Origin of the sequence: Duganella sp. CF458 (assembly GCF_900113115.1) — a bacterium.
Taxonomy (GTDB): Bacteria; Pseudomonadota; Gammaproteobacteria; order Burkholderiales; family Burkholderiaceae_D; genus Rugamonas.
In genome coordinates, this window is sequence record NZ_FOOF01000004.1 from 25,296 (window position 1) to 47,235 (window position 21,940).

The window sequence follows — 21,940 nt, forward strand, 5'->3', positions numbered from 1 at the left end:
AAAAATTAAAGCAGCCGGGCCAGGTCATTGAATATCGCCAGCGCCATTAACGACACCAGCAATCCCAGTCCAATACGCTGCGCCATTTCTCCAAAGCGCTCGGAAACGGGGCGCCCTGTCAAAACTTCCAGCGAATAATACAGCAAATGCCCCCCATCCAGAACAGGAATTGGCAGCAAATTCATCAGTCCAAGACTCACGCTGATAAAGGCGACGAAGGCGATAAATGGCTCGGCGCCCATTTTCGCCGTTTCCCCGGCATATTCGGCGATGGTCAACGGGCCGGTAATATTCTTCAGGGAGACTTCACCGACAATCATGCGGCCCAGGATCTTGAAGGTCATGGTGCAGATTTCCTTCACCTGGCGCACGGCTTTGGCAGTCGCCTCCAGCGGCCCGTAATGCACCACCATCGTATCAACTGCGCCCACCAGTTCGGCCTTGATCTTACCGACTGTTACAAGACCTTTGCTGTTTGCCTGCCGGTCCTCGACCGCGTCGGGGGTCAGTTCCAATTGCTGCTGGCGGCCCTCGCGCAGCACGGTCACCACCAGCTTGCGGCCTGGGGAGCGCAGGACTTCGGCCACGAAACCGCGCGCATCGTCGATCGGCTGCCCGTCCACCGCAACGATGACGTCGCCTTTCAGCATGCCGGCGCGGCGGGCCGCACCGCCCTCCTGCATGCGGCCAATCACCGGCGGCGGGCGCATCAGGTCCAGGCCAATCACGGCCGGCACGTCGTCTTCCAGGCTCACATGGGCTGCGGCTTCGGCCGGCAGCGCAACGCGCAGCTCGCCGTAGCCGGGGCGCTCGACCACCAGCTTCAGGCCGTCCTTGTGGATGGCGGATTGGATGATGGCCCAGCGCAGCTCGGACCAGCCCTGCACCGCATCGCCGTTGACGGACTTGACCAGGTCGCCCCGGTGCAGGCCGGCGTTGGCGGCAGCCGTTGCCTTCGCAGGTTCGGCCAGGCGCGCAGTCGGCTCGCGCACGCCGGACATGTACAGGCCGGCGTACAAGGCGATAGCAAGCAGGAAGTTGGCCAGCGGGCCGGCGGCCACGATGGCGATGCGTTTCCAGACATTCTGGCGGGTGAATTCGCGGGCCAGGTCTTCGGCCGGCAGGCCGGACACATCGCTTTCGCGCGCGTCCAGCATCTTGACGTAGCCGCCCAGCGGGATGGCGGAAAGGGCCCACTCAGTCTGGTCTTTGCCGAACCTGCGCATCCAGACGATGCGGCCCATGCCGACCGAGAAACGCAACACCTTGACACCGCACCAGCGTGCCACCAGGTAGTGCCCCAACTCGTGGATGATAATCAGGGAGCCAAGGCAGACGATCGTGGCGAGTATGGTGCGGAAAGTGTCCATGGGCTTCTGTGCTGCTTATCCGGCGATAATCCGTTCTGCCACGGCCCGTGCCAGCGCATCCTGCGCCATCACGGCTTCGATGCTGCTGGCCGCGCCATGCGGCAATTCGTCCATGACCTGGGCGATCACCCGGTCGATGCGGCGGAAACCGATGCGCTCGTCGAGGAAGGCTTGCACCGCCACCTCGTTGGCAGCATTCAGCAAGGCCGGCGCGGTGCCGCCTGCCCGCAAGGCATCGAAGGCCAGCGCCAAGCAGGGGAAGCGCTTGAAATCGGGCTTTTCGAATTGCAAGGTGCCGACCTGGGTCAGGTCCAGTTGCGCCACACCGGAGGCGACGCGCTCCGGGTAAGCCAGGGCATGGGCGATCGGCGTGCGCATGTCCGGGTTGCCCAGCTCCGCCAGCACCGAGCCGTCGTTGTAGGACACCATCGAATGGATCACCGATTGCGGATGGATCACCACTTCGATCTGTTCGGCCGGGGCACCAAACAGCCAGTGGGCTTCGATCACTTCCAGGCCCTTGTTCATCATGGTCGCTGAATCGACCGAAATCTTGCGGCCCATCACCCACTTGGGGTGCTTGCAAGCCTCGTCCGGGGTCACGTTTTCCAGCGTCGCGACGTCGCGCTTCAGGAACGGGCCGCCGGAAGCGGTCAACAGGATCTTGGTGACGCCGGCGGCCGCCGGCACCCGGCCATAGCCTTGCGGCAGGCACTGGAAGATCGCATTGTGTTCGGAATCGATCGGCAGCAGCACGGCGCCGCTTTCAGCCACGGCATCCATGAACAGCTGGCCGGACATGACCAGCGCCTCTTTGTTGGCCAACATGACTTTCTTGCCGGCGCGGGCTGCCGCCAGCGTCGGCGCCAGGCCGGCGGCGCCGACAATGGCCGCCATCACGACATCGGTGTCGGCGGCGCAGGAAACGGCGCACAGCGCGGCTTCACCCCACTCCACTTCGGTGCGGCAACCGGCGGCACTGAGCAAAGCGCCCAGCTGGCCGGCTGCGGCGGCACTGCCCACCACGGCGCGCGCCGGGCGGAACTGGATGCACTGGGCCGCCAGTTCTTCGACGCGGCTATGGGCGGTCAGCGCGTAGATCGCGTAGCGGTCCGGGTGGCGCGCAACGACGTCCAGCGTGGAGACGCCGATCGAGCCGGTAGCGCCGAGAATGGTAATGCGTTGCATGGAATTCCTTAGAACAGCCTTGGGGTGATCAACGCAGCGATGGGCAGCACCGGCACCAGCGCGTCGATACGGTCAAGCACGCCGCCATGGCCGGGCAGCAGGTTGCTGCTGTCCTTCATGCCGGAGCGGCGCTTGAGCATGGATTCAAACAGGTCGCCGACGATGGAGGCGGCGACGATCAGCACCAGCACGGCCAGCATGATGCCCCAGCCCATGCGGCCGGCCAGGCGCACCGCAAAGGTTTCCTGCAGCAGCGGCACCGATGGCGCCAGCAGCACGGTGGCGCCGGCCAGCAGCAGTACGGCGACCAGGCCGCCCACCGCGCCTTCCCACGACTTGCCGGGGGAGATGGTGGGTGCCAGCTTATGTTTGCCGAAGGCTTTGCCAGAGAAATAGGCGAAGATATCCGCCGCCCACACGATAGCCATCACCGACAGCAGGTAGACCGGGCCGCGCGCGAACAGCAGCAGGATGGCGACGAAGCAGGCCACCAGGGTCACCGCGTACACCATGCTCAGCATGGTGTTGCCCATGCCTTCGGCCGGCGGCAAGCCCAGCTTCAGGGACGGCGCAAAGCGGATCAGCCAGATGGCGGCGCCGATGGCCAGCCAGAACTGGGCTTGCCCGAGGCCTGCATTGAAGAAGAAGGTGTAGACAAAGGCCGCCGTCCATGCCGCCGCCACGACGATCGCGGCGCGGTTCTTGAACAGTCGGAAGGCTTCCCACACGGCGGCGGCGAAGAACACAGCCACCACCACATTCACCGCCGGCTGGTAGCCGGAGAACAGGACAGGCAACAATACCGCCAGCAGCAGGACGGCGGTAATCACGCGGGTTTTCAGCATTGTTATTGGCTCTTGTTAGCGCTTGTCAGCTTATTCGCTTGTATCAGCTTTTCTTTGCCACCTGGTCGCCAGTGCGGCCAAAGCGGCGTTCGCGGCCCTGGTAGGAGGCAATCGCCTCATCCAGGCGTTCGGCATTGAAGTCGGGCCAGTAGGTGTCGGTGAAATGCAGCTCCGTATAGGCCAGTTGCCACAGCAGGAAATTGGAGATGCGTTCTTCACCGCCGGTACGGATGAACAGGTCCGGCTCCGGCGCATACGCCATCGACAGGTACGGCGCCAGCTGCTCTTCCGAGAAATCGGTCGCACCCGGATGCTCGGCCACCATCTTGCCGACTGCCTGCATGATATCCCAGCGCCCGCCATAGTTGGCGCACACGGTGACGGTCAGGCGGGTGTTGTTGGCGGTCTTGCGCTCGGCATTGGCGATCATGTCCTGCAGCTTCTGGTCGAAGCGCGACAGGTCGCCCACCACCTTCAAGCGGATATTGTTCGCATGCATCTTCGCCACTTCGCGCTCCAGGGCGGTAACGAAGAGTTTCATCAGCAGCGAAACTTCCTCTTCCGGACGGCGCCAGTTTTCGGAACTGAATGCAAAGACGGTCAGGTACTCGATGCCGCGCTCGGCGCAGGCTTCCACCACGGTACGTACCGCTTCCACGCCTTTGACGTGGCCCGCCACGCGCGGCAGGAAACGCTTGGTGGCCCAGCGCCCATTGCCGTCCATGATGATCGCCAGGTGGCGCGGCACCTTGGGCGCCTCAGGAACTGCGGTTGTCGAACTCGAATATTTCATAGGTGCGTAAACTAAAAATCCGGGGAGGCAGGGGCAATACCCCTATCCTCCCCGGTTTCGGGACCTTAGACGGTCAGGACTTCTTTCTCTTTTTCGGCGACGGTCTTGTCGATGTCGGCGATGAACTTGTCGGTCAGCTTCTGCACTTCGTCAACTGCGCGGCGCTCTTCATCTTCTGAAATCGCCTTGTCCTTCACCAGCTTTTTCAAGCCTTCGTTGGCGTCGCGGCGGATGTTGCGCACCGCGACTTTGGCGTCTTCGCCTTCGCCCTTGCACAGCTTGACCATTTCCTTGCGGCGCTCTTCGTTCAGCGGCGGGGTCGGCACGCGGATCATGTCGCCCTGCGAAGCCGGATTCAGGCCCAGGTCGGAATCACGAATCGCTTTTTCAATGACGGCGCCCATTTTCTTTTCGAACGGGGCTACACCAATGGTGCGCGCGTCGACCAGGGTCAGGTTGGCAACCTGGTTCAGCGGGGTCGGGTTGCCGTAGTAGTCAACCATCACGTGGTCCAGGATACCCACGTGGGCGCGGCCGGTACGCACTTTGGCCAGGTCGGCCTTCAGGGTTTCCAGCGATTTGACCATGCGGTCCTGAGTGTTCTTTTTAATGTCAGCGATAGACATTGCTGCTCTCCTGTTGCAATTACTTGAAATATTTTAAACGTGGACCAGTGTACCCTCTTCCTCGCCCATAATCACGTTCATTAACGCGCCCGGCTTGGTAATCGAGAATACTTTGATCGGCAGTTTCTGGTCACGGCACAACGCAAAGGCGGTGGCATCCATGACTTGCAGGTGCTTGGCGATCGCTTCATCGAAGCTGATCTTGTGGTACATGGTGGCGTTCGGATCCTTCTTCGGGTCGGCGGTGTAGATGCCATCGACCTTGGTGGCCTTCAGCACGATTTCCGCACTCACTTCCGAACCGCGCAGAGCCGCTGCGGTGTCGGTGGTGAAGAACGGGTTGCCGGTGCCGGCGGCGAAGACGACGACCTTGCCCTCTTCCAGGTACTGCAGGGCTTTCGGGCGCACGTAAGGCTCGACCACCTGTTCGATGCCGATGGCCGACATCACGCGAGCGGTCACGCCGACGTGTTTCATCGCGTCGGCCAAGGCCAGCGCGTTCATCACGGTGGCCAGCATGCCCATGTAGTCGGCGGTTGCACGGTCCATGCCCTGGGCGCCAGGCGCCACGCCACGGAAGATGTTGCCGCCGCCAATCACGACCGCCAGTTCAACGCCCAGCTTTGCTACTTCGGCGACGTCCGCCACCATGCGTTCGATAGTGCCGCGGTTGATGCCGTACGGGTCATCGCCCATCAGGGCTTCGCCGGACAATTTCAGGAGGACGCGCTTGAAGGCTGGTTTTGACATGAGCTGGGGCTCCTTTTAAATGTTTTGTTCGGTGTGGCTTCGGCGGCAATGATAACGGAAATGCCATTGTCCACCGTTTAATTCAGGATTGAAAGCCTTAAAAAAGACTTAACACCCCTTTACAGCAGGCTTAAAAAAACGGGCCTTTCGGCCCGTTCTCTTGATTATGCGCCTTTGGAGGCAGCCATCTGGGCTGCGACTTCCGCCGCGAAATCGTCAACTTTCTTTTCAATGCCTTCGCCCACGACGTACATGGTGAAGCCCTTGACGGTGGTGTTGGCGGCTTTCAGCATCTGCTCGATGGACTGCTTGTCGTTCTTCACGAAAGCCTGGTTCATCAGCGACACTTCTTTCAGGTACTTGGCAACAGCGCCATCGATGCGCTTGGCAACGATGTCGGCTGGCTGGGCAGGCTTGCCAGCGGCAACAGCAGCAGCTGCATCTTCGTCGGACTTGGCCTGGGCAACCGAACGCTCTTTAGCGATCAGGTCGGCAGGCACTTGCTCGGACGACAGGGCAACCGGCTTCATTGCAGCGATGTGCATGGCCACGTCTTTACCAACTTGCTCGTCGGCGCCGTCGAACTCGACGATCACGCCGATCTTGGTGCCGTGCAGGTAGGAAGCCAGCTTGCCGGTGGTTTCGAAACGCTGGAAGCGACGGATCGACATGTTTTCGCCGATTTTGCCAACCAGGGCAGCGCGCACTTCGTCCAGGGTCTGGCCGTTGCCAGCTGGCAGTGCCAGCAGGGCTGCAACGTCAGCCGGGTTTTGTTCAGCAGCCAGCTTGGCAGCCAGGGCAGCCAAGGCCAGGAAGTCGTCGTTCTTGGCAACGAAGTCGGTCTCGGAGTTCACTTCGACCAGGGCGCCAACGCCGCCGGCGATGAAGGAGGCAACCACGCCTTCCGCGGTAACGCGGGCGGATGCCTTGGCAGCCTTGCCGCCCAGCTTAACGCGCAGCAGCTCTTCCGCTTTGTCCATGTCGCCGCCGGCTTCGGTCAGCGCTTTTTTGCATTCCATCATTGGCGCGTCGGTTTTTGCGCGCAGTTCGCCTACCATTGCTGCAGTAATTGCTGCCATGTGTTTCTCCTGTATTCGGTTGGGATTCTGTTCCGGGGCGGCGCCACAGGCAGCCAGCTCTTCCGGAGTATTCTGTTTAAAAAAAAGGGGGAGCTGGTGGGCCACCCCTTTCTCAAGCTGAAGCCGTCTTGCGACGGCCAGGCAATTAAGCCTGCTCGTTAACTTCTACGAACTCGTCGCCAGCTGCAGTCTTGATGGATTCCAGGACTTCAGTGGTAGCGTTTGCACGGCCTTCCAGGATCGCGTCTGCTACGCCGCGAGCGTACAGGGTGATCGCTTTGGAGGAGTCGTCGTTACCAGGGATGACGTGGGTCACGCCTTCTGGGGAGTGGTTGGTATCGACCACGCCGATCACTGGAATGCCCAGCTTAGCGGCTTCGGTGATCGCGCCTTTGTGGTAACCAACGTCAACCACGAAGATTGCGTCAGGAACACCGCCCATATCCTTGATGCCGCCGATGGATTTCTGCAGCTTGTCCAGTTCGCGACGGAACAGCAGTGCTTCTTTCTTCGACAGCTTCTCGACGGAACCGTCTTCGATGGAAGCTTCCATGTCTTTCAGGCGCTTGATCGAGGTCTTGATGGTCTTGAAGTTGGTCAGCATGCCGCCCAGCCAACGCTGGTCAACAAACGGAACACCGGCGCGCTGAGCTTCAGCAGCGATGATGTCGCGAGCCTGGCGCTTGGTGCCAACCATCAGGATGGTGCCACGGGAAGCGGAGATTTGACGGATGGTTTTCATCGCGTCCTGGTACATGGCCAGGGTCTTTTCCAGGTTGATGATGTGAATCTTGTTGCGGTGGCCGAAGATGAACGGAGCCATCTTTGGGTTCCAGAAACGGGTTTGGTGACCGAAGTGGACGCCGGCTTCCAGCATTTCACGCATCGTTACAGACATTATTTACTCCAGGGTTTGGTCTGGAATCCTCCCAGTGACCCTTGCGGGCACCCTTGTTGGGGGGATTCGGGTTTATAAAATAAGAAAATTTGCTGCTATTGCAAGACGCTAGGTCAGGCAACCATAAATTTTAGCGTATTGGAGGGGGCTCATGCAAGCGTGTTGCAGCCTTCCGCGCAGTGCGCCGGACGGCATCTTAGTGCAAACTTGATAATAAATACAAAGAATTCTGAATTATTGTGTATTTTTTGTCGTGATCGTGTCGATTCCGGACGCGCCGGCGCGTCGTACCTCTACCAACCCACCCCAAACCTGGAGACTACTGAAATGGCTACGAATACCATCAAACTGCACCGTGTCCTGCGCGCTGCTCCGGATCGCGTCTACAAGGCCTGGACCACCGCCTCGGCCTTCAACAAATGGTTGCCGCCGAATGGTTACCTGGGTGACGTGCATGAAATGGACGCCCGCGTCGGCGGCAAGTACCGCATGTCCTTTGTCGACATTGGCACCGGCTTCAGCCACTCCTTCGGCGGCGAATACCTGGAACTGCATCCAGGCGAGAAGATCCGCTACACCGCAGTGTTCGACGACCCGAACCTGCCGGGGCAGATGCAAACCACCATCACCTTGCGCGCGGTGTCCTGCGGCACGGAAGTCGACATCACCCAGGAAGGCGTACCGGCCGTGATCCCCGCCGAACAGTGCTACGTCGGCTGGCAACAGTCGCTGGCCCTGCTCGCTTTGCTGGTTGAGCAATAAGGAGACGACCATGGGAACTCCCTCCTCTTATTTTCCATCAATCGAAGCGAAATATGGCAAGCCGGTCGAGCATTGGTTCAAGCTCTTGAAAGGCATGAAGGGCGTCAAGCATATGGATATGGTGGCGGTGCTGAAGACCGACCACGGCATGGGCCACGGCCATGCCAATGCCCTTGTTGCGCACTTCAAGGCGGAGAACGGCAAAGCTTGATCCGCGTCCAAGCGGTGGGCGGGGAGCGTCGCCACAATGGGGGAACACGTCGTGGTGCCCTCATGAGCCTGGTTGACATCCATCCCCTCCCCGCCGAAGATGAAATCATGGATCCAGCAACCAAACAGTATGTTGATTCCAACCTCGCGATCACTGAGGGTCGCTCGGACGCAAGACTCGCGGAATTCCGCTCCACGATTGAAGCGTACACCGCGCGGGCTGACGAGCGCGAGGCTGCTGCCCGCGAGCGCGAAGCTGCTGCGCGTGAACGCGATGCGCTTCGGGCAAAAGCCCTTGAGCAACGCATGCGCGACATTGTGGAGCGCGAGGCCATCAGGGCGGAAGCCTTCGAGCAGCGTATGGATGGCTATGAAGCAAGGGCCGACGAGCGCCAAAGGGCTACCGAGGCCAGGTTTGATCGAATCGAGGCCTCGATTGCCAGCTTGAAAAAGCTCGTCGTGGGCGCTTCCCTCAGCACCGTGTTGGGAGTTGGTGCGATCTACCTGGCACTGGTCCAGAATTACCACGCAGCATTCGATTCAGCGCGCTATCGCACGACGGCCGAGCGGGACATGGCGGCGCAGCGCCAGCGTACGGAAGCACTGCTGACCGCAATTGATGCCCGTCTGGCCGCCCTGCAGAAAGCCGGCGGCCAGCAGGCACCTTTGCCGTAGGCGAGTTACTTCGTGACGGTCAGCGTGTAGTTGCCTGAGCCGCTATACGAGTAGACGGTGATCCGGTAGTAAGCCAAGGCCGCGCTGTAGCTGATTGCCTCGGTCGACGTCGGGCTGGTCGATGAAGCCACCTGCACCCACGCGCTGCCATTCCACTTCTCGATCTTCAACTCGAAGTCGGCATTCGATGGGCCGGACAGATTGGCCTTGATCGTGCCGCCGTTGTAGTAGAAATATGGCGATGGATGGATGGCGGATGCATTGGTGCCGGACAGGTAGCCGGTATACGTCTCGCCGCCCGCCGAGCCGTCGCCCTTCACCACATCGAAGGAAATCGTCTTCGCAGCCGCACTGATGTTGGCAAGGCCGAAGTTCGAACCGCTGCCGCTCCACCAGCGCGAGTTGGTGCCATGGCTGGCATAGTTGTTCGGCACTGTATCGTAGAAGGCTTTGTAGATTGCGCCGTCATACAGGTCGGTGCCGTCGCCGCGATTCACATTGTTCTCGGGGTCGCGGCGGCCGTCGGCGTGCTCCATCTGCACGTACGGATGCCATTCGTTGGAATTGTTGCCGGCCGGGTCGACGTGCCACACTGCCAGGCCGGAGCCGAGCTGGTACAGGTTCTGGTCGGCTTTGTAGATCGCCTCAACGTAGAACGCTTCATCAGTCTTGGCCGGGTTGGTCCAACGATACAGCGCGTGCGAGCCGGAAGTGTGGCTCAGGCGCCCTTTCGGTGCACTGGCATTCAGCGCCGGATTCAGTTCGGTCACCGTGTCCCAGCCGACCTGGTAGCGGAAGAACCCATTTGGCGGCACCGGGCGATACTGGCTTTGCGCGCCGATGCTGCCGAAGCCCATGATGCAATAGCTGGCCGCCGAGCCTTCGGAACTGCCGTCGTAGTCGTACAGGTCCGGCCAGCCCATCACCAGGTGGCCCGTCTCGTGCGAGAAGGTGCCGATGGCCAGGCTGTTGCCCATGTTCGTGATCTGGTAGTAGCCGGTGCAAACGCCGTCCGCGCAGAACTGCTTGCCCAGCCAGCCCATATGCGGCCACAGGCCTTTGGACCAGGCGCTGTCGGCACCGCCTGAGTAGAAGAAGTTCAGGCCGCGGATGCGCTTGCTGGCGTCCACGCTCAGGGAAGCGAAGTTGAAGCCCTGCGTGTACTCCAGCCAATTCAGCGCCTCCGAGATCAGCTCCTGCGAGCGCACGCCGGAATCGAGCGAGCTGTCCGCATAATAGGCCTTGTTACGCTTGGCGCGGTAGTAGACCGTGGTGGCATTGGTGTAATCGAGCTTGCCGCCCGAGACGGACTGCCAGTAGCCCCGCACCGATTGCGCGTTGCCAAAGCCGGTGTAAGGCATATCGTTCAGGAAGGAATTGACCTGCGCCTGGGTGATCGTGCCCGGCACGTCCGGGAAGTCGATGATCACGGTCAGGCCTTTCACCTGCCCTGTCACGGGGGCGGCCAGCGCCTGCGGTGCGCTCGCTGCGATGCTCGCGGATTTGCGGGCACTCTCCAGCGAGCGGTTGTTCATCTTTTCAAACTTTTCCTTCGCCTTGCGGGCGCGGGCGTCCGGGCTCAGGCCATCCTGTTTCTTGGCGGTGCCGCCGCCCAGGCTGCGCACCTTGGCATTGGTCGCCAGCACGCCGGTCGACACCAGCTCGTCGCCGGCGGCGTTCACCGTGGCGTAGCAGAAGCCCTTCCTGGCCGCGTCATAGACAATCAACGAGCCGTCGTCGGTACGCTGTTCGGCGTAATAGTCGTTACCGTCCAGGTGCACGCGCAGCTTTTCGCCGCCCGGCTGCTTGAACTCATAAATACTGTCTTTGTAAGGCAAGCCAGCCTGCGCGAACAGGCTGGTTAGCAGCATCACCGCAGCAGTTGCAACTTTCAATCGCATTTCGGTCTCTCCATTTGTTGTTGTAAAGAAAGGAAAGTAAATCACGCACGATTGTGCAAGTCTTGATGAATTTATATGTGCGCGGTGCGGAAATCGGCACAATCGCGCACTTCCATCACGTCACCGAAAACGCCACCGGGCTGGTCAAGGTGGTGTAGCCATCGTTGTACAGCAGCCAAGCCACATAGCTGCCGGCGGCCAGTCCGGACGTGGCAAACGTGGCGCTTCCGCTGCCGGTGCTGACGTATTGCCAGGACAGCGAAGCGGAGGAACCGGGAGTCACACCACTCCGGTAAATACCGATCCAATTCTTACTGTTGACCTGCGATGCCGGTACCGAATAAGTGAAACTGACCGGCGTACCGCGCACAACCGAGCCCGCGCTGGCCGACAGCGTTGCTTGCGGGCCAGCCGCAGTGCGGCCCAGCACCGGATCGGTGCGGCTTGCCTGGCCATTTTCGATACGGCCAGCCATGCGGCGCAGGTATTGCGCATCAACGTCGCAGGTCACACTCAGGTCGTACCAGCCGTAACTCGCGCCGAGCGGCACATTGACCGTCACCTGCTGCCCGGCGGCCACGGTGTGGCTGGTCGCAGCGCGGCCGTAGGCGTTGTCGCCCAGGCGGAAGGTGGCGGCGCGGCCGCCGTCCAGGTTGGACAGCACGACATCCACCGACAGCGCCGATGGCTTTGCATTCAGCCAGGCTTCCGGGCGGGCGCCACCGGCTGCCGCGGCCAGCGCCAGCACGCCGCCGAATTCACGCTGGAAGCCGTTCGGGCCGACCACGCTCAGGTGGTAGTTCGGCGTGTTCCAATTCCAGGCTTCGCGCTCGATCTTCTTGCCCGCCTCCACGGTGTAGTACCAGGGGCCGTCGCTGCGGGCCTGGGAATAGACGATGAATGCGCCGCCTGCCGCGCCCTGGTTGAAGAAGGACAGTTCCACCTGTTTCGCCGAAGCGACACGCGCGGTGGCGGCAAAAGCGTACGGCAAGGCACAGGAGTAGCGCGGGCTACCGCCTTCCTGCGCCGGCAAAGCCTGTACCGCCGGCGGTTGCGGGTAAGGCTTGCCCGATACCAGTTGATAGGTGGTCGACTTTGGCACAGTCGACGGCCAGCTCGCATTGGGCGCCTTGAAGTCGAAGGCGGAGGTCAGGTCGCCGCATACGGCACGGCGCCACGGTGAGATATTGTCGCAGGCGATGCTCGCGCGCTGTTTGCCAAGGCCCGCCACCAGCCACTCCTCCAGGAAGCGCAGCTTGGACGTATGGTCGAACAGTTGCGAACAAACGCGCCCGCCTTTGCTCCAGGGCGAGATCACCAGCATCGGCACGCGCGGGCCAAGGCCGACCGGCACGCCATTGTAGTTCTCATACTGGCCGTTGTCGGCCATGGTGCTGCGGCCCATGCCCGTATTCAGCGGCGCCATGTGCGAAGGCACGTGGTCGAAGAAACCGTCATTTTCGTCGTAGGTAATCAGGAACACGGTCTTTGACCAGACATCCGGATTGGCAACCAGCGCCGCCAGCAGGCGGGCGGTCAGGTTCTCCCCTGCGTTTGGGGAGTTCGGCGAGTGCTCGGTGTAATCGTTCGGCGCGACGATCCAGGAAACGCGCGGCAAGCGGTTGTTGCGCACGTCATCGGCAAAGGCATTCACCAGCCAGTCGCCTTTGGTGCCGCGCGCATTGGTTTCAGTGGAACCGGGAGCGATGACACGGCCCTTCTGGTACAGCGGGCTGCTTTCCGACAGGCGGGTGCCGTCGGCGTTGACGCGGAAGTTGCGGAAATAGGCCAGGTAGTTGTCGCCGTAGTTGTCCCATTCCTGGTACACCTTCCAGCTGACGCTGTTGGCCTCCAGGATTTCGGCATAGGTGCGCCAGTTCGGCGCGCTGGCCGTCACGGCCGGCGTGATGTTGTCGTACTTCGGATCATTGTTGTAGTAGCCGGCCGAGTCGATGTTGTACAGGCTGCCCATCGCGCCCAGCCAGTTCTGGTTGGTGCCGGTCAGCGAATACATGCGATTCGGGTCGGTGGCGCCGAAAATCGAGCAATGGTAGTCATCGCAGATGGTAAAGGCGTCGGCCAGGGCGTAATAGAACGGCAGGTCGGCGCGATCGAAATAGCCCATGCTCTGTGCCGTTTTCTGCTTGACCCAGGCGTCCCAGCCTTGCCAGGTGGTTTGCGAGCCTTTCCAGCTATGGTTGGTGCCCAGCGACAGCGCGCTGGTGTTCTTGGCGTCGAAGTGGAACGGCAGGACGTAGCTGCCAGTGCCGTTAGGCTGGTACCAGACCGGTTTGCCGCCCGGCAGCGTGATGGCGCGCGGGTCGTTGAAGCCGCGCACCCCGGCCAAGGTGCCGAAGTAATGGTCGAAGGAGCGGTTTTCCTGCATGAAGATGACCACGTGCTGCACGTCGGCCAGGGTGCCGGTGGCGCTGTAGGCCGGGACAGCCAGGGCTTGCTTGATCAGGTCGGGGAAGAAGGTGCTGGCAGCGCCTGCGGAGGCGAAGCCGAGGAACTTGCGGCGGCTGGTGGACATCGGGGTTCCTTCAGGTCAGTTTGGGTGGTTCGATTATGGCGAGAAATCACGCGCCGGCACGCCGCGAAGTTGCGTTTTGCATCAATAAACGAAAGCAAACAACAGTTCAGCACAGACCGCACACGGCATTCGAAAGATTCATGCGCCGCTAAATTGCGAAATACCGCCAAAAGCCACAGCAATGAACTTTCGACCGCAAGCAAAGGCGGAATGCAGGATCCTAAGCCGCATTTATGACCGCTTCATGGCATGAGCCGATTGCGCCGGGGCCAGGCGCCAAGTCGGCATAGCGTTGTCGTTTATAATCCCGGGGACAACGCACCCTTTGCAAAATCCATGACTATCCATATCAAAACCCCCGAGGACATCGCAGGCATGCGCGAGGCCGGCCGCCTCGGCTCCGAAGTGCTCGATTACATCACTCCCTTCGTCAAGGCCGGCGTCACCACCGGCGAGCTGGACCGCCTGTGCCACGAGTACATGACCAATGTGCAGGGCACGGTGCCGGCGCCGCTGAATTACTGCCCGCCGGGCTACACGCCCTACCCCAAGGCCATCTGCACCTCCGTCAACGACGTGATCTGCCACGGCATCCCGGGCGACAAGGTGCTGAAGGATGGCGACGTGGTCAACCTCGACATCACCGTCATCACCAAGGACGGCTACCACGGCGACAACAGCCGCATGTTCTTCATCGGCAAGCCGTCGATCCTGGCCAAGCGCCTGTCCGACGTGACGTTTGAATGCATGTGGCTCGGCATCGAGCAGGTGAAACCGGGCGCCACCCTGGGCGACATCGGCCACGCCATCCAGGTGCATGCCGAGAAAAACGGCTACAGCGTGGTGCGCGAATTCTGCGGCCATGGCATCGGCAAGGTGTTCCATGAAGAACCGCAGATCCTCCACTACGGCAAGCCGGGCACCGGCCCGGTGCTGCAAGCGGGCATGGTGTTTACGATCGAGCCGATGATCAACGCCGGCCGCCGCGAAATCAAGGAAATGCCTGACGGCTGGACCATCAAGACCAAGGACCGCAGCCTGTCCGCACAATGGGAACATACCCTGGTCGTCACCGAGACCGGCTACGAAGTGTTCACCCTGTCCGCCGGCAGCCCGCCGCCGCCGGCCTTTGTCACCGAAAAAGCCGCAGCCTGATTCGGCCGATACACGCATGCCCCACGCCGCGATGAAGAAGGACCTGCGGGAACAGCTCAAGGCCCGACTCAAGTCGGACCGCCAGCGCATCATTGCCAACTTCCATGAAGACGGCATGCCCGAGAAGCTGTTGCGCAACCTGCGCAGCAGCGTCGACGACGTCCTGACGCAAGCCTGGGCTGCCAACCGCCTGCCGCCGCAAGCGGCCCTGGTGGCGGTGGGCGGCTACGGCCGCGGCGAGCTTTTCCCCTATTCCGACGTCGACGTCCTGATCCTGCTGCACCAGGCGCCGGACGATGCCACGCGCGGCAAGCTGGAAGAATTCGTCCAGCTGCTATGGGACCTGGGCCTGGACGTGGGCCACAGCATCCGCACCATCGACGAATGCCTGGCCGAATCCAGGGCCGACATCACCGTTCAAACCAGCCTGCTGGAAGCGCGCATTGTGGCCGGCAATATGGTGCTGTTCGCGCAATTGCAGGACGCCTACAACAAGGTCATGGACCCGCGCGCCTTCTTCGAGGCCAAGACCATCGAGATGCGCCAGCGCCATGCCAAGTACGAGGACACCCCGTTCAGCCTTGAGCCGAACGTGAAGGAAAGCCCGGGCGGGCTGCGCGACCTGCACGTGATCCTGTGGATGGCCAAGGCTGCCGGCCTGGCCAATTCCTGGCGCACGCTGGCCGTGCGCGGCCTGATCACCCAGACCGAGGCGCGCCAGCTGATGGAGAAGGAGCGCGCCTTCAAGGATATCCGCGTGCGCCTGCACCTGGTGGCCGGCCGCCGCGAGGACCGTTTGGTGTTCGACGTGCAGACCGCCGTGGCCGAAACCCTGGGCCTGAAAGCCACCGGCTCCGGCATCCACATGCGCCGCGCCAGCGAATACCTGATGCAGCGCTACTACTGGGCCGCCAAGACCGTGGTGCAGCTGAATACCATCCTGCTGCAGAACATCGAATCCTACCTGTTCCCGCATGCCGGGGAGACGCTGCGCATCAACGAGCGCTTCAGCGAAGTGAACGGCATGATCGACATGAACGACGACGACACGTTTGAAAAGACGCCGTCGGCCATCATGGAAATCTTCGTTCTGCTGTGCGAGCGCCCTGCCCTGAAAGGCATGACCGCGCGCACCATGCGCGCGCTGTGGCACGAGCGCTTCAAGATCGACGCCGGCTTCCGCGCCGATCCGGTCAACAAGGCTTACTTCCTGCGCATCCTGCAGGCGCCACAGGGCATCATCCACAATATGCGCCGGATGAACGAGCTGTCCATCCTGGGCCGCTACCTGCCGAGCTTCCGCAAGATCACGGGCCAGATGCAGCACGACCTGTTCCACGTGTATACGGTGGACCAGCACATCATGATGGTGCTGCGCAATATGCGCCGCTTCACCATGACCGAGCACGCCCACGAATACCCGTTCTGCTCGCAGCTGATGGCGAACTTCCCGCAGCCATGGCTGTTGTACGTGGCCGCGCTGTTCCACGATATCGCCAAAGGCCGCGGCGGCGACCATTCCAAGCTGGGCGTGGCCGACGTCGAGCAATTCTGCCAGGAGCATGGCATCAATCAGGAAGACACCGAACTGGTGTCCTTCCTGGTCGAACAGCACCTGACCATGTCGCACGTGGCGCAGAAACAGGACATGTCGGATCCGGACGTGATCCAGGCGTTTGCGAAGACGGTCGGCGACGAACGCCACCTGACCGCGCTCTACCTGCTGACGGTGGCCGACATCCGCGGCACCAGCCCGAAGGTCTGGAACGCCTGGAAAGGCAAGCTGCTGGAAGACCTGTACAAGATGACGCTGCGCGTACTGGGCGGCGAACCGCATTCCGCCGACCGCGAGCTGAAGAACCGCCAGCAGGAAGCGCTGGCCACCTTGCGCCTGTACGGCCTGCCGCCCGATGCGCATGAAGCGCTGTGGAAGCAGCTCGACCTGGCCTACTTCCTGCGCCACGACGCCAGCGATATCGCCTGGCAGACCCGCGCCCTATGGGACCGCCTGGACAGCGAGCAACCGGTGGTGAAAGCGCGCCTGGCGCCGATCGGCGAAGGCTTGCAGGTGGCGGTCTACATCAAGGACCAGCCCGACCTGTTCGCGCGCATCTGCTCCTACTTCGACCGCAAGAACTTCAGCATCCTCGATGCCAAGATCCACACCACGAAGCATGGCTATGCGCTCGACACCTTCCTGGTCACCGAGCAGAATTTCGCCAAGAGCTACCGCGACATCATCAACCTGATCGAGCACGAACTGTGCGAGCTGCTGGTGACGCAAGGGCCGCTTAGCTCGCCCAGCAAGGGACGCCTGTCGCGCCTGTCGCGCACCTTCCCGATCCAGCCGACAGTGGACCTGCGGCCCGACGAGCGTGGTCAGTACTACCTGCTGTCGGTGGCGGCCAACGACCGCACCGGCCTGCTGTACTCGATCGCCAACGTGCTGACCCAATACAAGATCAATCTGCATACGGCCAAGATCATGACCCTCGGCGAACGCGTGGAAGACGTGTTCATCGTCGACGGTCCGGCCCTGGCCAATGCCCGCACCCAGCTCCAGCTGGAAACCGACTTACTCGATGTACTGAAAATCTGATGTCCGAAGAATTGTTACGCCTGTCCAAACGCATGTCCGAACTGGGCCTGTGCTCCCGCCGTGAAGCCGATGAATGGATCGCCAAGGGCTGGGTGCGCGTGGATGGCCAGGTGGTGTCCGAACTGGGCACCAAGGTCTACCCCAGCCAGAAAGTCACCGTGGAGCGCCAGGCTGCCGCCGAACAGGCGCGCCGCGTCACCATCCTGATCAACAAGCCGGTCGGCTATGTGTCCGGCCAGGCCGAAGACGGCTACCAGCCGGCCGTGGTCCTGATCAAGCCGGAAAACCGCTGGGCCGAAGACAGTTCGCCGGAACGCTTCGACCGCAACCAGCTGCGCAGCCTGGTGCCCGCCGGCCGCCTCGACATCGACTCGGTCGGCCTGCTGGTGCTGACCCAGGACGGCCGCGTAGCCAAGCAGTTGATTGGCGAAAACACCAACGTTGACAAGGAATACCTGGTGCGCGTCGAGTACACCAGGCCGGGCCGCCTGCCCGACAGCGATTTGCAGCGCCTGAACCACGGCCTGTGGATGGACGGCAAACCGCTGCTGCCGGCAAAGGTACGCTGGCAGAACGACGACCAGCTCAGCTTCACCCTGCGCGAAGGCAAGAAGCGCCAGATCCGCCGTATGTGCGAGATGGTCGGGCTGCGCGTGTTAGGCTTGAAGCGCGTGCGGATTGGTCGTGTCAAACTTGGAAACTTGCCTGAAGGGCAATGGCGCTACCTCAGCCCGGACGAGCGATTCTGAGTCGGCATCAACGCAACAGAAAGGCAGCATTCATTGCCGTTTAGCAAGCGCTGGGCCTCAGAACGCGGTAAAGTATTGGCGTCTTCTCCTAAAAAACGAGAACCTGAGCTGTGAACGATCCAATGCCAAACGACTTCCGCAAGGGGCCGCCCCGTCCACAAGACGCGGTCGATCCGATTCCCGCGGGGTCGCATCCACACGATATCGTGGACCCCGACGACATCGGCGACGCACTGACGGCGCTGGCCGATGCGGGCGACGCGATTACCATCTACCATCGGGACAACGCCCAAGCGGTGATGGCCCGCCTGCTCTCGGTCGATCCCGAACTGCCGCATTTCGTCATCCAGCTTAACGAAGGTTCGTCCCTGCCGCCCGGCGAGTGCACTTTCGTGGCGTGGCTGCGCGGTGCCAAGTTCCAGTTCAAGCTGGACGATCCGCATTGGAATGCCCTGCCCGAGCAGCCGACGCTGATTCCCGCGCAGTTTCCCGAGCGCTGCCAGGTGCTCAACCGCCGCGCCGCGCCGCGCCTGGAAACGCCGCTCGGCACCTACCACACCGCTTCGTTTGTCCTGAATGGCAAGCCGTACGAATTGCAGCTGTACGACTTCGCAGTCGGCGGCGTCGGCATGCGCTGCTCGCCGCGCGACGCGGTCGGGCTGCACGTCGGCCGCAAGCTGCAGCGCGTGCGCCTGGACATGGGTCCGGGTTCGGTGCTGATCTGCGACCTGGAAATCCGCCTGTCGCGCCATTTCCGCTCCTTCCTGCTCGGCGAGCAGGTCCAGATCGGTTGCCAGTTCCAGAACCTGTCGCCCGCGATGCAGGATGAACTGCACCGCATCCTCGAACGCCTCAGTACCCGTTCCCCGCGCTGAGGGGCATCCGCACCGTCACGCACAGGCCCATGCTGCCGGCGGCATCCAGCGCGATGCTGCCGCCGTGCTGGCGCGCCACCGCCAGGGCGATCGCCAATCCCAGGCCGCTGCCGGCATGCGCCTGCGCCTGGCGCGGATCGCGGAAGAAGCGGTCGAACACGCGTTCGCGCAATTCGGGCGTGATGCCGGGCCCCTGGTCGGAAATGCGCAGCACGGCGCTGCCGTCGGCGCGCCGCACATCGGCCAGCACCTTGCCACGCTCCGGGCTGTACTTGATGGCGTTATCGAGCAGGTTGTCGACCAGGGACACCAGCCCCTCCCTGCGCCCGGACAGGTGAAGCCCTTCGTCGCCACTCAGCTCCAGTTCGACGCCCTTGGCGTCGGCAATGCCGGCCAGGGCAGCCATCCGCTCCTGCACCAACGCGTCAAAGCAGATCTGCTCATCCTGGTCGCCGCTTGTCGCGTCGCTTCGCATCAGCCCCAGTAGCTGGCCAACCAGCCGTGTGGCGCGCGCATTGCCGCTGACAATCCCGTCCAGCAGCTGCTGCTGGCGCGGGTCACTGGCCTGGCGCTGCAACGCTTCCACGTTCACGCGCATGGCCGCCAGCGGGGTGCGCAGTTCGTGCGCGGCATCGGCGATGAAGGCGCGCTCACGTTCCGCACTGTCGCTGACCCGTGCCAGCAAGGCATTGATCCGGTTGAACATGGCAACCAGCTCGCGCGGGCGGCCATCGACCGGCAATGGGCGCAAGTCCTGCGGGCCGCGCGTCGCCAGGTCCGCCATGGCCTTGGTCCAGGGTCCCTGGGCCAGCCGTATCGACAGCCAGGCCGGCAGGATCAGGAAAGGAAAGCTGATCAACAAGGGCAGCAAGAACGTGCCGCGCGATACGAGCCGTAAGAAGATGTTGACGCCATCGGCAGGCATGATGCTGGTGATGCGCACGTCCGATCTGGTCGACTGCACGGTGCGGCTGCGCCACGTGCTACCGCCACTTTCGAACAGCAAGAGTTCACCGAGCGCACCGGCTCTTGTGCCCGGCGGCACTTCAACAGAGCGGTACAGCAGTCCGTTGCTGTTCTCGACAATGAAGCTGGGGCCGGGAAAAGCGTTGATTTCGACACCGGCCATTTCGCGCAGTGCGATTTCCACTTTTCGGATGGAATCCTGCATCTTTACCGGGTGGCCCAGTTCGTTCTCGGCGATGGCAATGATCGCGTGGTAGCTTGAATCCAGCTCCAGCGTGACTTTATCCCGGGTCGCGTCATGCACCACGTAGACCAGCGCGAGTAGCCACAGCAGGCACAGGACAAACATCTGCGCCATCAACAGGCGCGCCACCATGCTATGCGCCACAAGCCGCCGCCAGATGGTGCGGATCACCGGCCCACCTCGCGCTGGTCGATAACATATCCCACGCCGCGCACGGTGCGTATCAGGCCTTCCCCCACTTTGCGGCGCAGGTTGGCCATATGGACGTCCAGTGAATTGCTGGCGTTGGCCTGGGAGCCAGGCAATGCCTGCTCCTCCAGGCTGCGCCTGGTCACCACGCGGTCAGCGCGCATCATCAGGATACGCAACAATTCATACTCGCTGCCGGTAAGGTCGGCGGGACGCCCGTTGACCGTGACACGCCGCGTCGGCACATGCAGCACGATGCCACGCAGCTCCATGGTCTCGCCGTCAAACCCATAGCTGCGGCGGGCCAGTGCGCGGACCCGCGACAGCAGCTCCGCCAGCTCGAACGGCTTGACCAGGTAGTCGTCCGCGCCGCTATCCAGGCCAAGCAGCCGGTCGGACAAGGCATCCCGAGCACTCAGGATCAGGATCGGCACGCCCTCCCGCCCTCGCCGCAGGCTGGCCACCAGGTCCATGCCATTACCGTCCGGCAAACCTAAGTCCAGCAGCAGCAGGTCGAAGCCGCGCTGCTCGAGCTGGCGCTGCGCATCGGCCAGCTGGCGCACCCAGGTCACGTCCATTCCCTGGTCGGTCAGCGCAATGCGGATGCCGTTGCCAAGGTCCATATCGTCTTCAATCAGAAGGATCTTCATGCCGCCATTCTAAACACAGCTACCTGAAGGAAGCATGAAGATGCGCTTTATCCAATCTTCATGGAGCGCTGGGAAACTGCCGCCTCCATCACTTTTTTTAGAACAAGTCATGAAACTTCCAGTCTCAATTCTCATCCTCGCTTGCTGCACCAGTGCCTATGCACAGGAAAACACGCTCACCCTTGGCGGCGGCCTGGCCGCTGCACCGCGCTACGCCGGCTCGAAGGAAATGCAACTCGCCCCCGTCATCATCCTCGACTACCAGATGGCCAACGGCCTGTATGCCAGCAGCATGCGCGGCTTGGGATATGGCACTGCGCTGGGAAATCTCTCGCTGGATGCAGCGTTGGGCGTGCGCGGAGAACGCCTGGAGAAGAACGAGTCCAGCATTATCGGCAGCCGCGGCAGTACCGAGCTGCGCGGCATGGGCGATATCAAGGCCAGCGCCACGGCCAACCTGCACGCCGGCTACAGCATCGTACCGGGCCTGGTGCTGGGCGCCAGCGCTTCGCTGCCGTTGTCGCATAAGGAGAACGGCAAGACCGCGGGCCTGGACATCAGCGGCGTGCTGCACGAAGACAAGAGCGACAAGCTAGCCCTGTCGCTGGGCGCGAATTTCGCGGATCAAAAGTATATGCAGACGTACCACGGCGTGAGCGCATCGCAAGCCTTGCGCACCGGTCACAAGCAGTTCTCGCCGAAGGCCGGCATGTACGAGGCTGTGCTGAAATTCGCCTGGGAGCACCATGTCGACCAGCGCTGGACACTCACCGGCATGCTGGGCTCGAGCACGCTGGTACGCGAAGCGGCGCGCAGCCCGATCACACGGCGCAATACGGCGCCGACGGCCGCTTTCTACGCCAGCTATCGCTACTAGGAAGAC

Annotated in this window: 20 protein-coding genes; 8 read left to right on the top strand and 12 right to left on the bottom strand. The window is 62.1% G+C overall.

Translation table 11 applies throughout. The features are described 5' to 3' along the window. Window positions 1-5: 5 nt before the first annotated feature. The 8 genes from rseP to rpsB all read right to left on the bottom strand — a co-directional run bounded on the left by rseP (window position 6) and on the right by rpsB (window position 7,549). Window positions 6-1,370 carry an RIP metalloprotease RseP gene (rseP, locus tag BM269_RS07110; RefSeq protein WP_090436331.1) on the bottom strand — a complete coding sequence of 455 codons (1,365 nt, stop codon included), beginning with the start codon at window positions 1,368-1,370 and terminating at the stop codon, window positions 6-8. Window positions 1,371-1,385: 15 nt separating this feature from the next. Then, window positions 1,386-2,558, bottom strand: a complete 1,173-nt coding sequence (gene ispC, locus BM269_RS07115; RefSeq protein WP_090436332.1) for a 1-deoxy-D-xylulose-5-phosphate reductoisomerase — start codon at window positions 2,556-2,558, stop codon at window positions 1,386-1,388. 8 nt (window positions 2,559-2,566) lie between these two features. Then, entirely contained in the window at window positions 2,567-3,403 is an 837-nt protein-coding gene (locus tag BM269_RS07120) for a phosphatidate cytidylyltransferase (protein ID WP_090436333.1), read from the bottom strand. Window positions 3,404-3,446: 43 nt separating this feature from the next. Further along, window positions 3,447-4,196, bottom strand: a complete 750-nt coding sequence (gene uppS / locus BM269_RS07125; protein ID WP_090436334.1) for a polyprenyl diphosphate synthase — start codon at window positions 4,194-4,196, stop codon at window positions 3,447-3,449. Between the two features lie 65 nt (window positions 4,197-4,261). After that, window positions 4,262-4,822: a ribosome recycling factor gene (gene frr / locus BM269_RS07130; protein WP_090436335.1), complete on the bottom strand. Its 561-nt coding sequence runs from the start codon at window positions 4,820-4,822 to the stop codon at window positions 4,262-4,264. Between the two features lie 33 nt (window positions 4,823-4,855). Further along, a complete protein-coding gene (pyrH, locus tag BM269_RS07135) occupies window positions 4,856-5,572 on the bottom strand; it encodes a UMP kinase (RefSeq protein WP_090436336.1) in 717 nt (238 codons plus the stop codon). A gap of 164 nt (window positions 5,573-5,736) precedes the next feature. Next, a complete protein-coding gene (gene tsf, locus BM269_RS07140; RefSeq protein WP_090436337.1) occupies window positions 5,737-6,651 on the bottom strand; it encodes a translation elongation factor Ts in 915 nt (304 codons plus the stop codon). Between the two features lie 145 nt (window positions 6,652-6,796). Further along, window positions 6,797-7,549 carry a 30S ribosomal protein S2 gene (rpsB, locus tag BM269_RS07145; protein ID WP_090436338.1) on the bottom strand — a complete coding sequence of 251 codons (753 nt, stop codon included), beginning with the start codon at window positions 7,547-7,549 and terminating at the stop codon, window positions 6,797-6,799. A gap of 327 nt (window positions 7,550-7,876) precedes the next feature. On the opposite strand from rpsB, the gene BM269_RS07150 reads away from it, so the two are divergent. The 3 genes from BM269_RS07150 (at window position 7,877) to BM269_RS07160 (ending at window position 9,196) form a co-directional block, all read left to right on the top strand. After that, the gene (locus BM269_RS07150; RefSeq protein WP_090436339.1) at window positions 7,877-8,311 is read left to right on the top strand and encodes an SRPBCC family protein; all 435 of its coding nucleotides are present in this window, start codon (window positions 7,877-7,879) and stop codon (window positions 8,309-8,311) included. A gap of 10 nt (window positions 8,312-8,321) precedes the next feature. Further along, window positions 8,322-8,522 carry a DUF4287 domain-containing protein gene (locus BM269_RS07155; protein WP_090436340.1) on the top strand — a complete coding sequence of 67 codons (201 nt, stop codon included), beginning with the start codon at window positions 8,322-8,324 and terminating at the stop codon, window positions 8,520-8,522. Between the two features lie 62 nt (window positions 8,523-8,584). Next, window positions 8,585-9,196, top strand: a complete 612-nt coding sequence (locus tag BM269_RS07160) for a hypothetical protein (protein WP_090436341.1) — start codon at window positions 8,585-8,587, stop codon at window positions 9,194-9,196. Window positions 9,197-9,201: 5 nt separating this feature from the next. Here the strand turns inward: BM269_RS07160 and BM269_RS07165 are convergent, their stop codons facing one another. Both BM269_RS07165 and BM269_RS07170 read right to left on the bottom strand, forming a co-directional pair. Then, window positions 9,202-11,097, bottom strand: coding sequence for a M6 family metalloprotease domain-containing protein (locus tag BM269_RS07165; RefSeq protein ID WP_090436342.1), 1,896 nt, complete (start codon window positions 11,095-11,097; stop codon window positions 9,202-9,204). 115 nt (window positions 11,098-11,212) lie between these two features. After that, on the bottom strand, window positions 11,213-13,630 hold the full coding sequence (locus tag BM269_RS07170; protein WP_090436343.1) for a phosphocholine-specific phospholipase C: 2,418 nt from the start codon (window positions 13,628-13,630) through the stop codon (window positions 11,213-11,215). A gap of 336 nt (window positions 13,631-13,966) precedes the next feature. On the opposite strand from BM269_RS07170, the gene map reads away from it, so the two are divergent. From map to BM269_RS07190, 4 genes are all read left to right on the top strand, one after another. Then, window positions 13,967-14,785 (top strand): type I methionyl aminopeptidase, encoded by an 819-nt coding sequence (gene map, locus BM269_RS07175; protein ID WP_090436344.1) that lies wholly within the window; start codon window positions 13,967-13,969, stop codon window positions 14,783-14,785. 16 nt (window positions 14,786-14,801) lie between these two features. Then, the gene (locus tag BM269_RS07180; RefSeq protein ID WP_229204530.1) at window positions 14,802-17,384 is read left to right on the top strand and encodes a [protein-PII] uridylyltransferase; all 2,583 of its coding nucleotides are present in this window, start codon (window positions 14,802-14,804) and stop codon (window positions 17,382-17,384) included. Next, on the top strand, window positions 17,384-18,133 hold the full coding sequence (locus BM269_RS07185) for a pseudouridine synthase (RefSeq protein WP_170860304.1): 750 nt from the start codon (window positions 17,384-17,386) through the stop codon (window positions 18,131-18,133). Before BM269_RS07180 ends, BM269_RS07185 begins: the two co-directional genes overlap by 1 nt. 122 nt (window positions 18,134-18,255) lie before the next feature. After that, a complete protein-coding gene (locus tag BM269_RS07190) occupies window positions 18,256-19,008 on the top strand; it encodes a flagellar brake protein (protein ID WP_307152482.1) in 753 nt (250 codons plus the stop codon). Here BM269_RS07190 and BM269_RS07195 read toward each other — a convergent pair. Together BM269_RS07195 and BM269_RS07200 are read right to left on the bottom strand one after the other, a co-directional pair. After that, window positions 18,986-20,389 carry a sensor histidine kinase gene (locus BM269_RS07195; protein WP_090436345.1) on the bottom strand — a complete coding sequence of 468 codons (1,404 nt, stop codon included), beginning with the start codon at window positions 20,387-20,389 and terminating at the stop codon, window positions 18,986-18,988. The genes BM269_RS07190 and BM269_RS07195 overlap by 23 nt on opposite strands. After that, window positions 20,386-21,057 (bottom strand): response regulator, encoded by a 672-nt coding sequence (locus tag BM269_RS07200; protein ID WP_090436346.1) that lies wholly within the window; start codon window positions 21,055-21,057, stop codon window positions 20,386-20,388. The genes BM269_RS07195 and BM269_RS07200 overlap by 4 nt, the downstream gene beginning before the upstream one ends. A 109-nt stretch (window positions 21,058-21,166) precedes the next feature. Between BM269_RS07200 and BM269_RS07205 the strand changes: the two genes are divergently transcribed. Beyond that, window positions 21,167-21,934: a MipA/OmpV family protein gene (locus BM269_RS07205; protein ID WP_170860305.1), complete on the top strand. Its 768-nt coding sequence runs from the start codon at window positions 21,167-21,169 to the stop codon at window positions 21,932-21,934. Window positions 21,935-21,940 lie beyond the last annotated feature (6 nt).

Bases quoted from the DNA above. Each gene is read 5' to 3' on its own strand.
- rseP (WP_090436331.1), bottom strand. From the start codon at position 1,370: ATGGACACTTTCCGCACCATACTCGCCACGATCGTCTGCCTTGGCTCC.
- ispC (WP_090436332.1), bottom strand. From the start codon at position 2,558: ATGCAACGCATTACCATTCTCGGCGCTACCGGCTCGATCGGCGTCTCC.
- BM269_RS07120 (WP_090436333.1), bottom strand. From the start codon at position 3,403: ATGCTGAAAACCCGCGTGATTACCGCCGTCCTGCTGCTGGCGGTATTG.
- uppS (WP_090436334.1), bottom strand. From the start codon at position 4,196: ATGAAATATTCGAGTTCGACAACCGCAGTTCCTGAGGCGCCCAAGGTG.
- frr (WP_090436335.1), bottom strand. From the start codon at position 4,822: ATGTCTATCGCTGACATTAAAAAGAACACTCAGGACCGCATGGTCAAA.
- pyrH (WP_090436336.1), bottom strand. From the start codon at position 5,572: ATGTCAAAACCAGCCTTCAAGCGCGTCCTCCTGAAATTGTCCGGCGAA.
- tsf (WP_090436337.1), bottom strand. From the start codon at position 6,651: ATGGCAGCAATTACTGCAGCAATGGTAGGCGAACTGCGCGCAAAAACC.
- rpsB (WP_090436338.1), bottom strand. From the start codon at position 7,549: ATGTCTGTAACGATGCGTGAAATGCTGGAAGCCGGCGTCCACTTCGGT.
- BM269_RS07150 (WP_090436339.1), top strand. From the start codon at position 7,877: ATGGCTACGAATACCATCAAACTGCACCGTGTCCTGCGCGCTGCTCCG.
- BM269_RS07155 (WP_090436340.1), top strand. From the start codon at position 8,322: ATGGGAACTCCCTCCTCTTATTTTCCATCAATCGAAGCGAAATATGGC.
- BM269_RS07160 (WP_090436341.1), top strand. From the start codon at position 8,585: ATGAGCCTGGTTGACATCCATCCCCTCCCCGCCGAAGATGAAATCATG.
- BM269_RS07165 (WP_090436342.1), bottom strand. From the start codon at position 11,097: ATGCGATTGAAAGTTGCAACTGCTGCGGTGATGCTGCTAACCAGCCTG.
- BM269_RS07170 (WP_090436343.1), bottom strand. From the start codon at position 13,630: ATGTCCACCAGCCGCCGCAAGTTCCTCGGCTTCGCCTCCGCAGGCGCT.
- map (WP_090436344.1), top strand. From the start codon at position 13,967: ATGACTATCCATATCAAAACCCCCGAGGACATCGCAGGCATGCGCGAG.
- BM269_RS07180 (WP_229204530.1), top strand. From the start codon at position 14,802: ATGCCCCACGCCGCGATGAAGAAGGACCTGCGGGAACAGCTCAAGGCC.
- BM269_RS07185 (WP_170860304.1), top strand. From the start codon at position 17,384: ATGTCCGAAGAATTGTTACGCCTGTCCAAACGCATGTCCGAACTGGGC.
- BM269_RS07190 (WP_307152482.1), top strand. From the start codon at position 18,256: ATGCCAAACGACTTCCGCAAGGGGCCGCCCCGTCCACAAGACGCGGTC.
- BM269_RS07200 (WP_090436346.1), bottom strand. From the start codon at position 21,057: ATGAAGATCCTTCTGATTGAAGACGATATGGACCTTGGCAACGGCATC.
- BM269_RS07205 (WP_170860305.1), top strand. From the start codon at position 21,167: ATGAAACTTCCAGTCTCAATTCTCATCCTCGCTTGCTGCACCAGTGCC.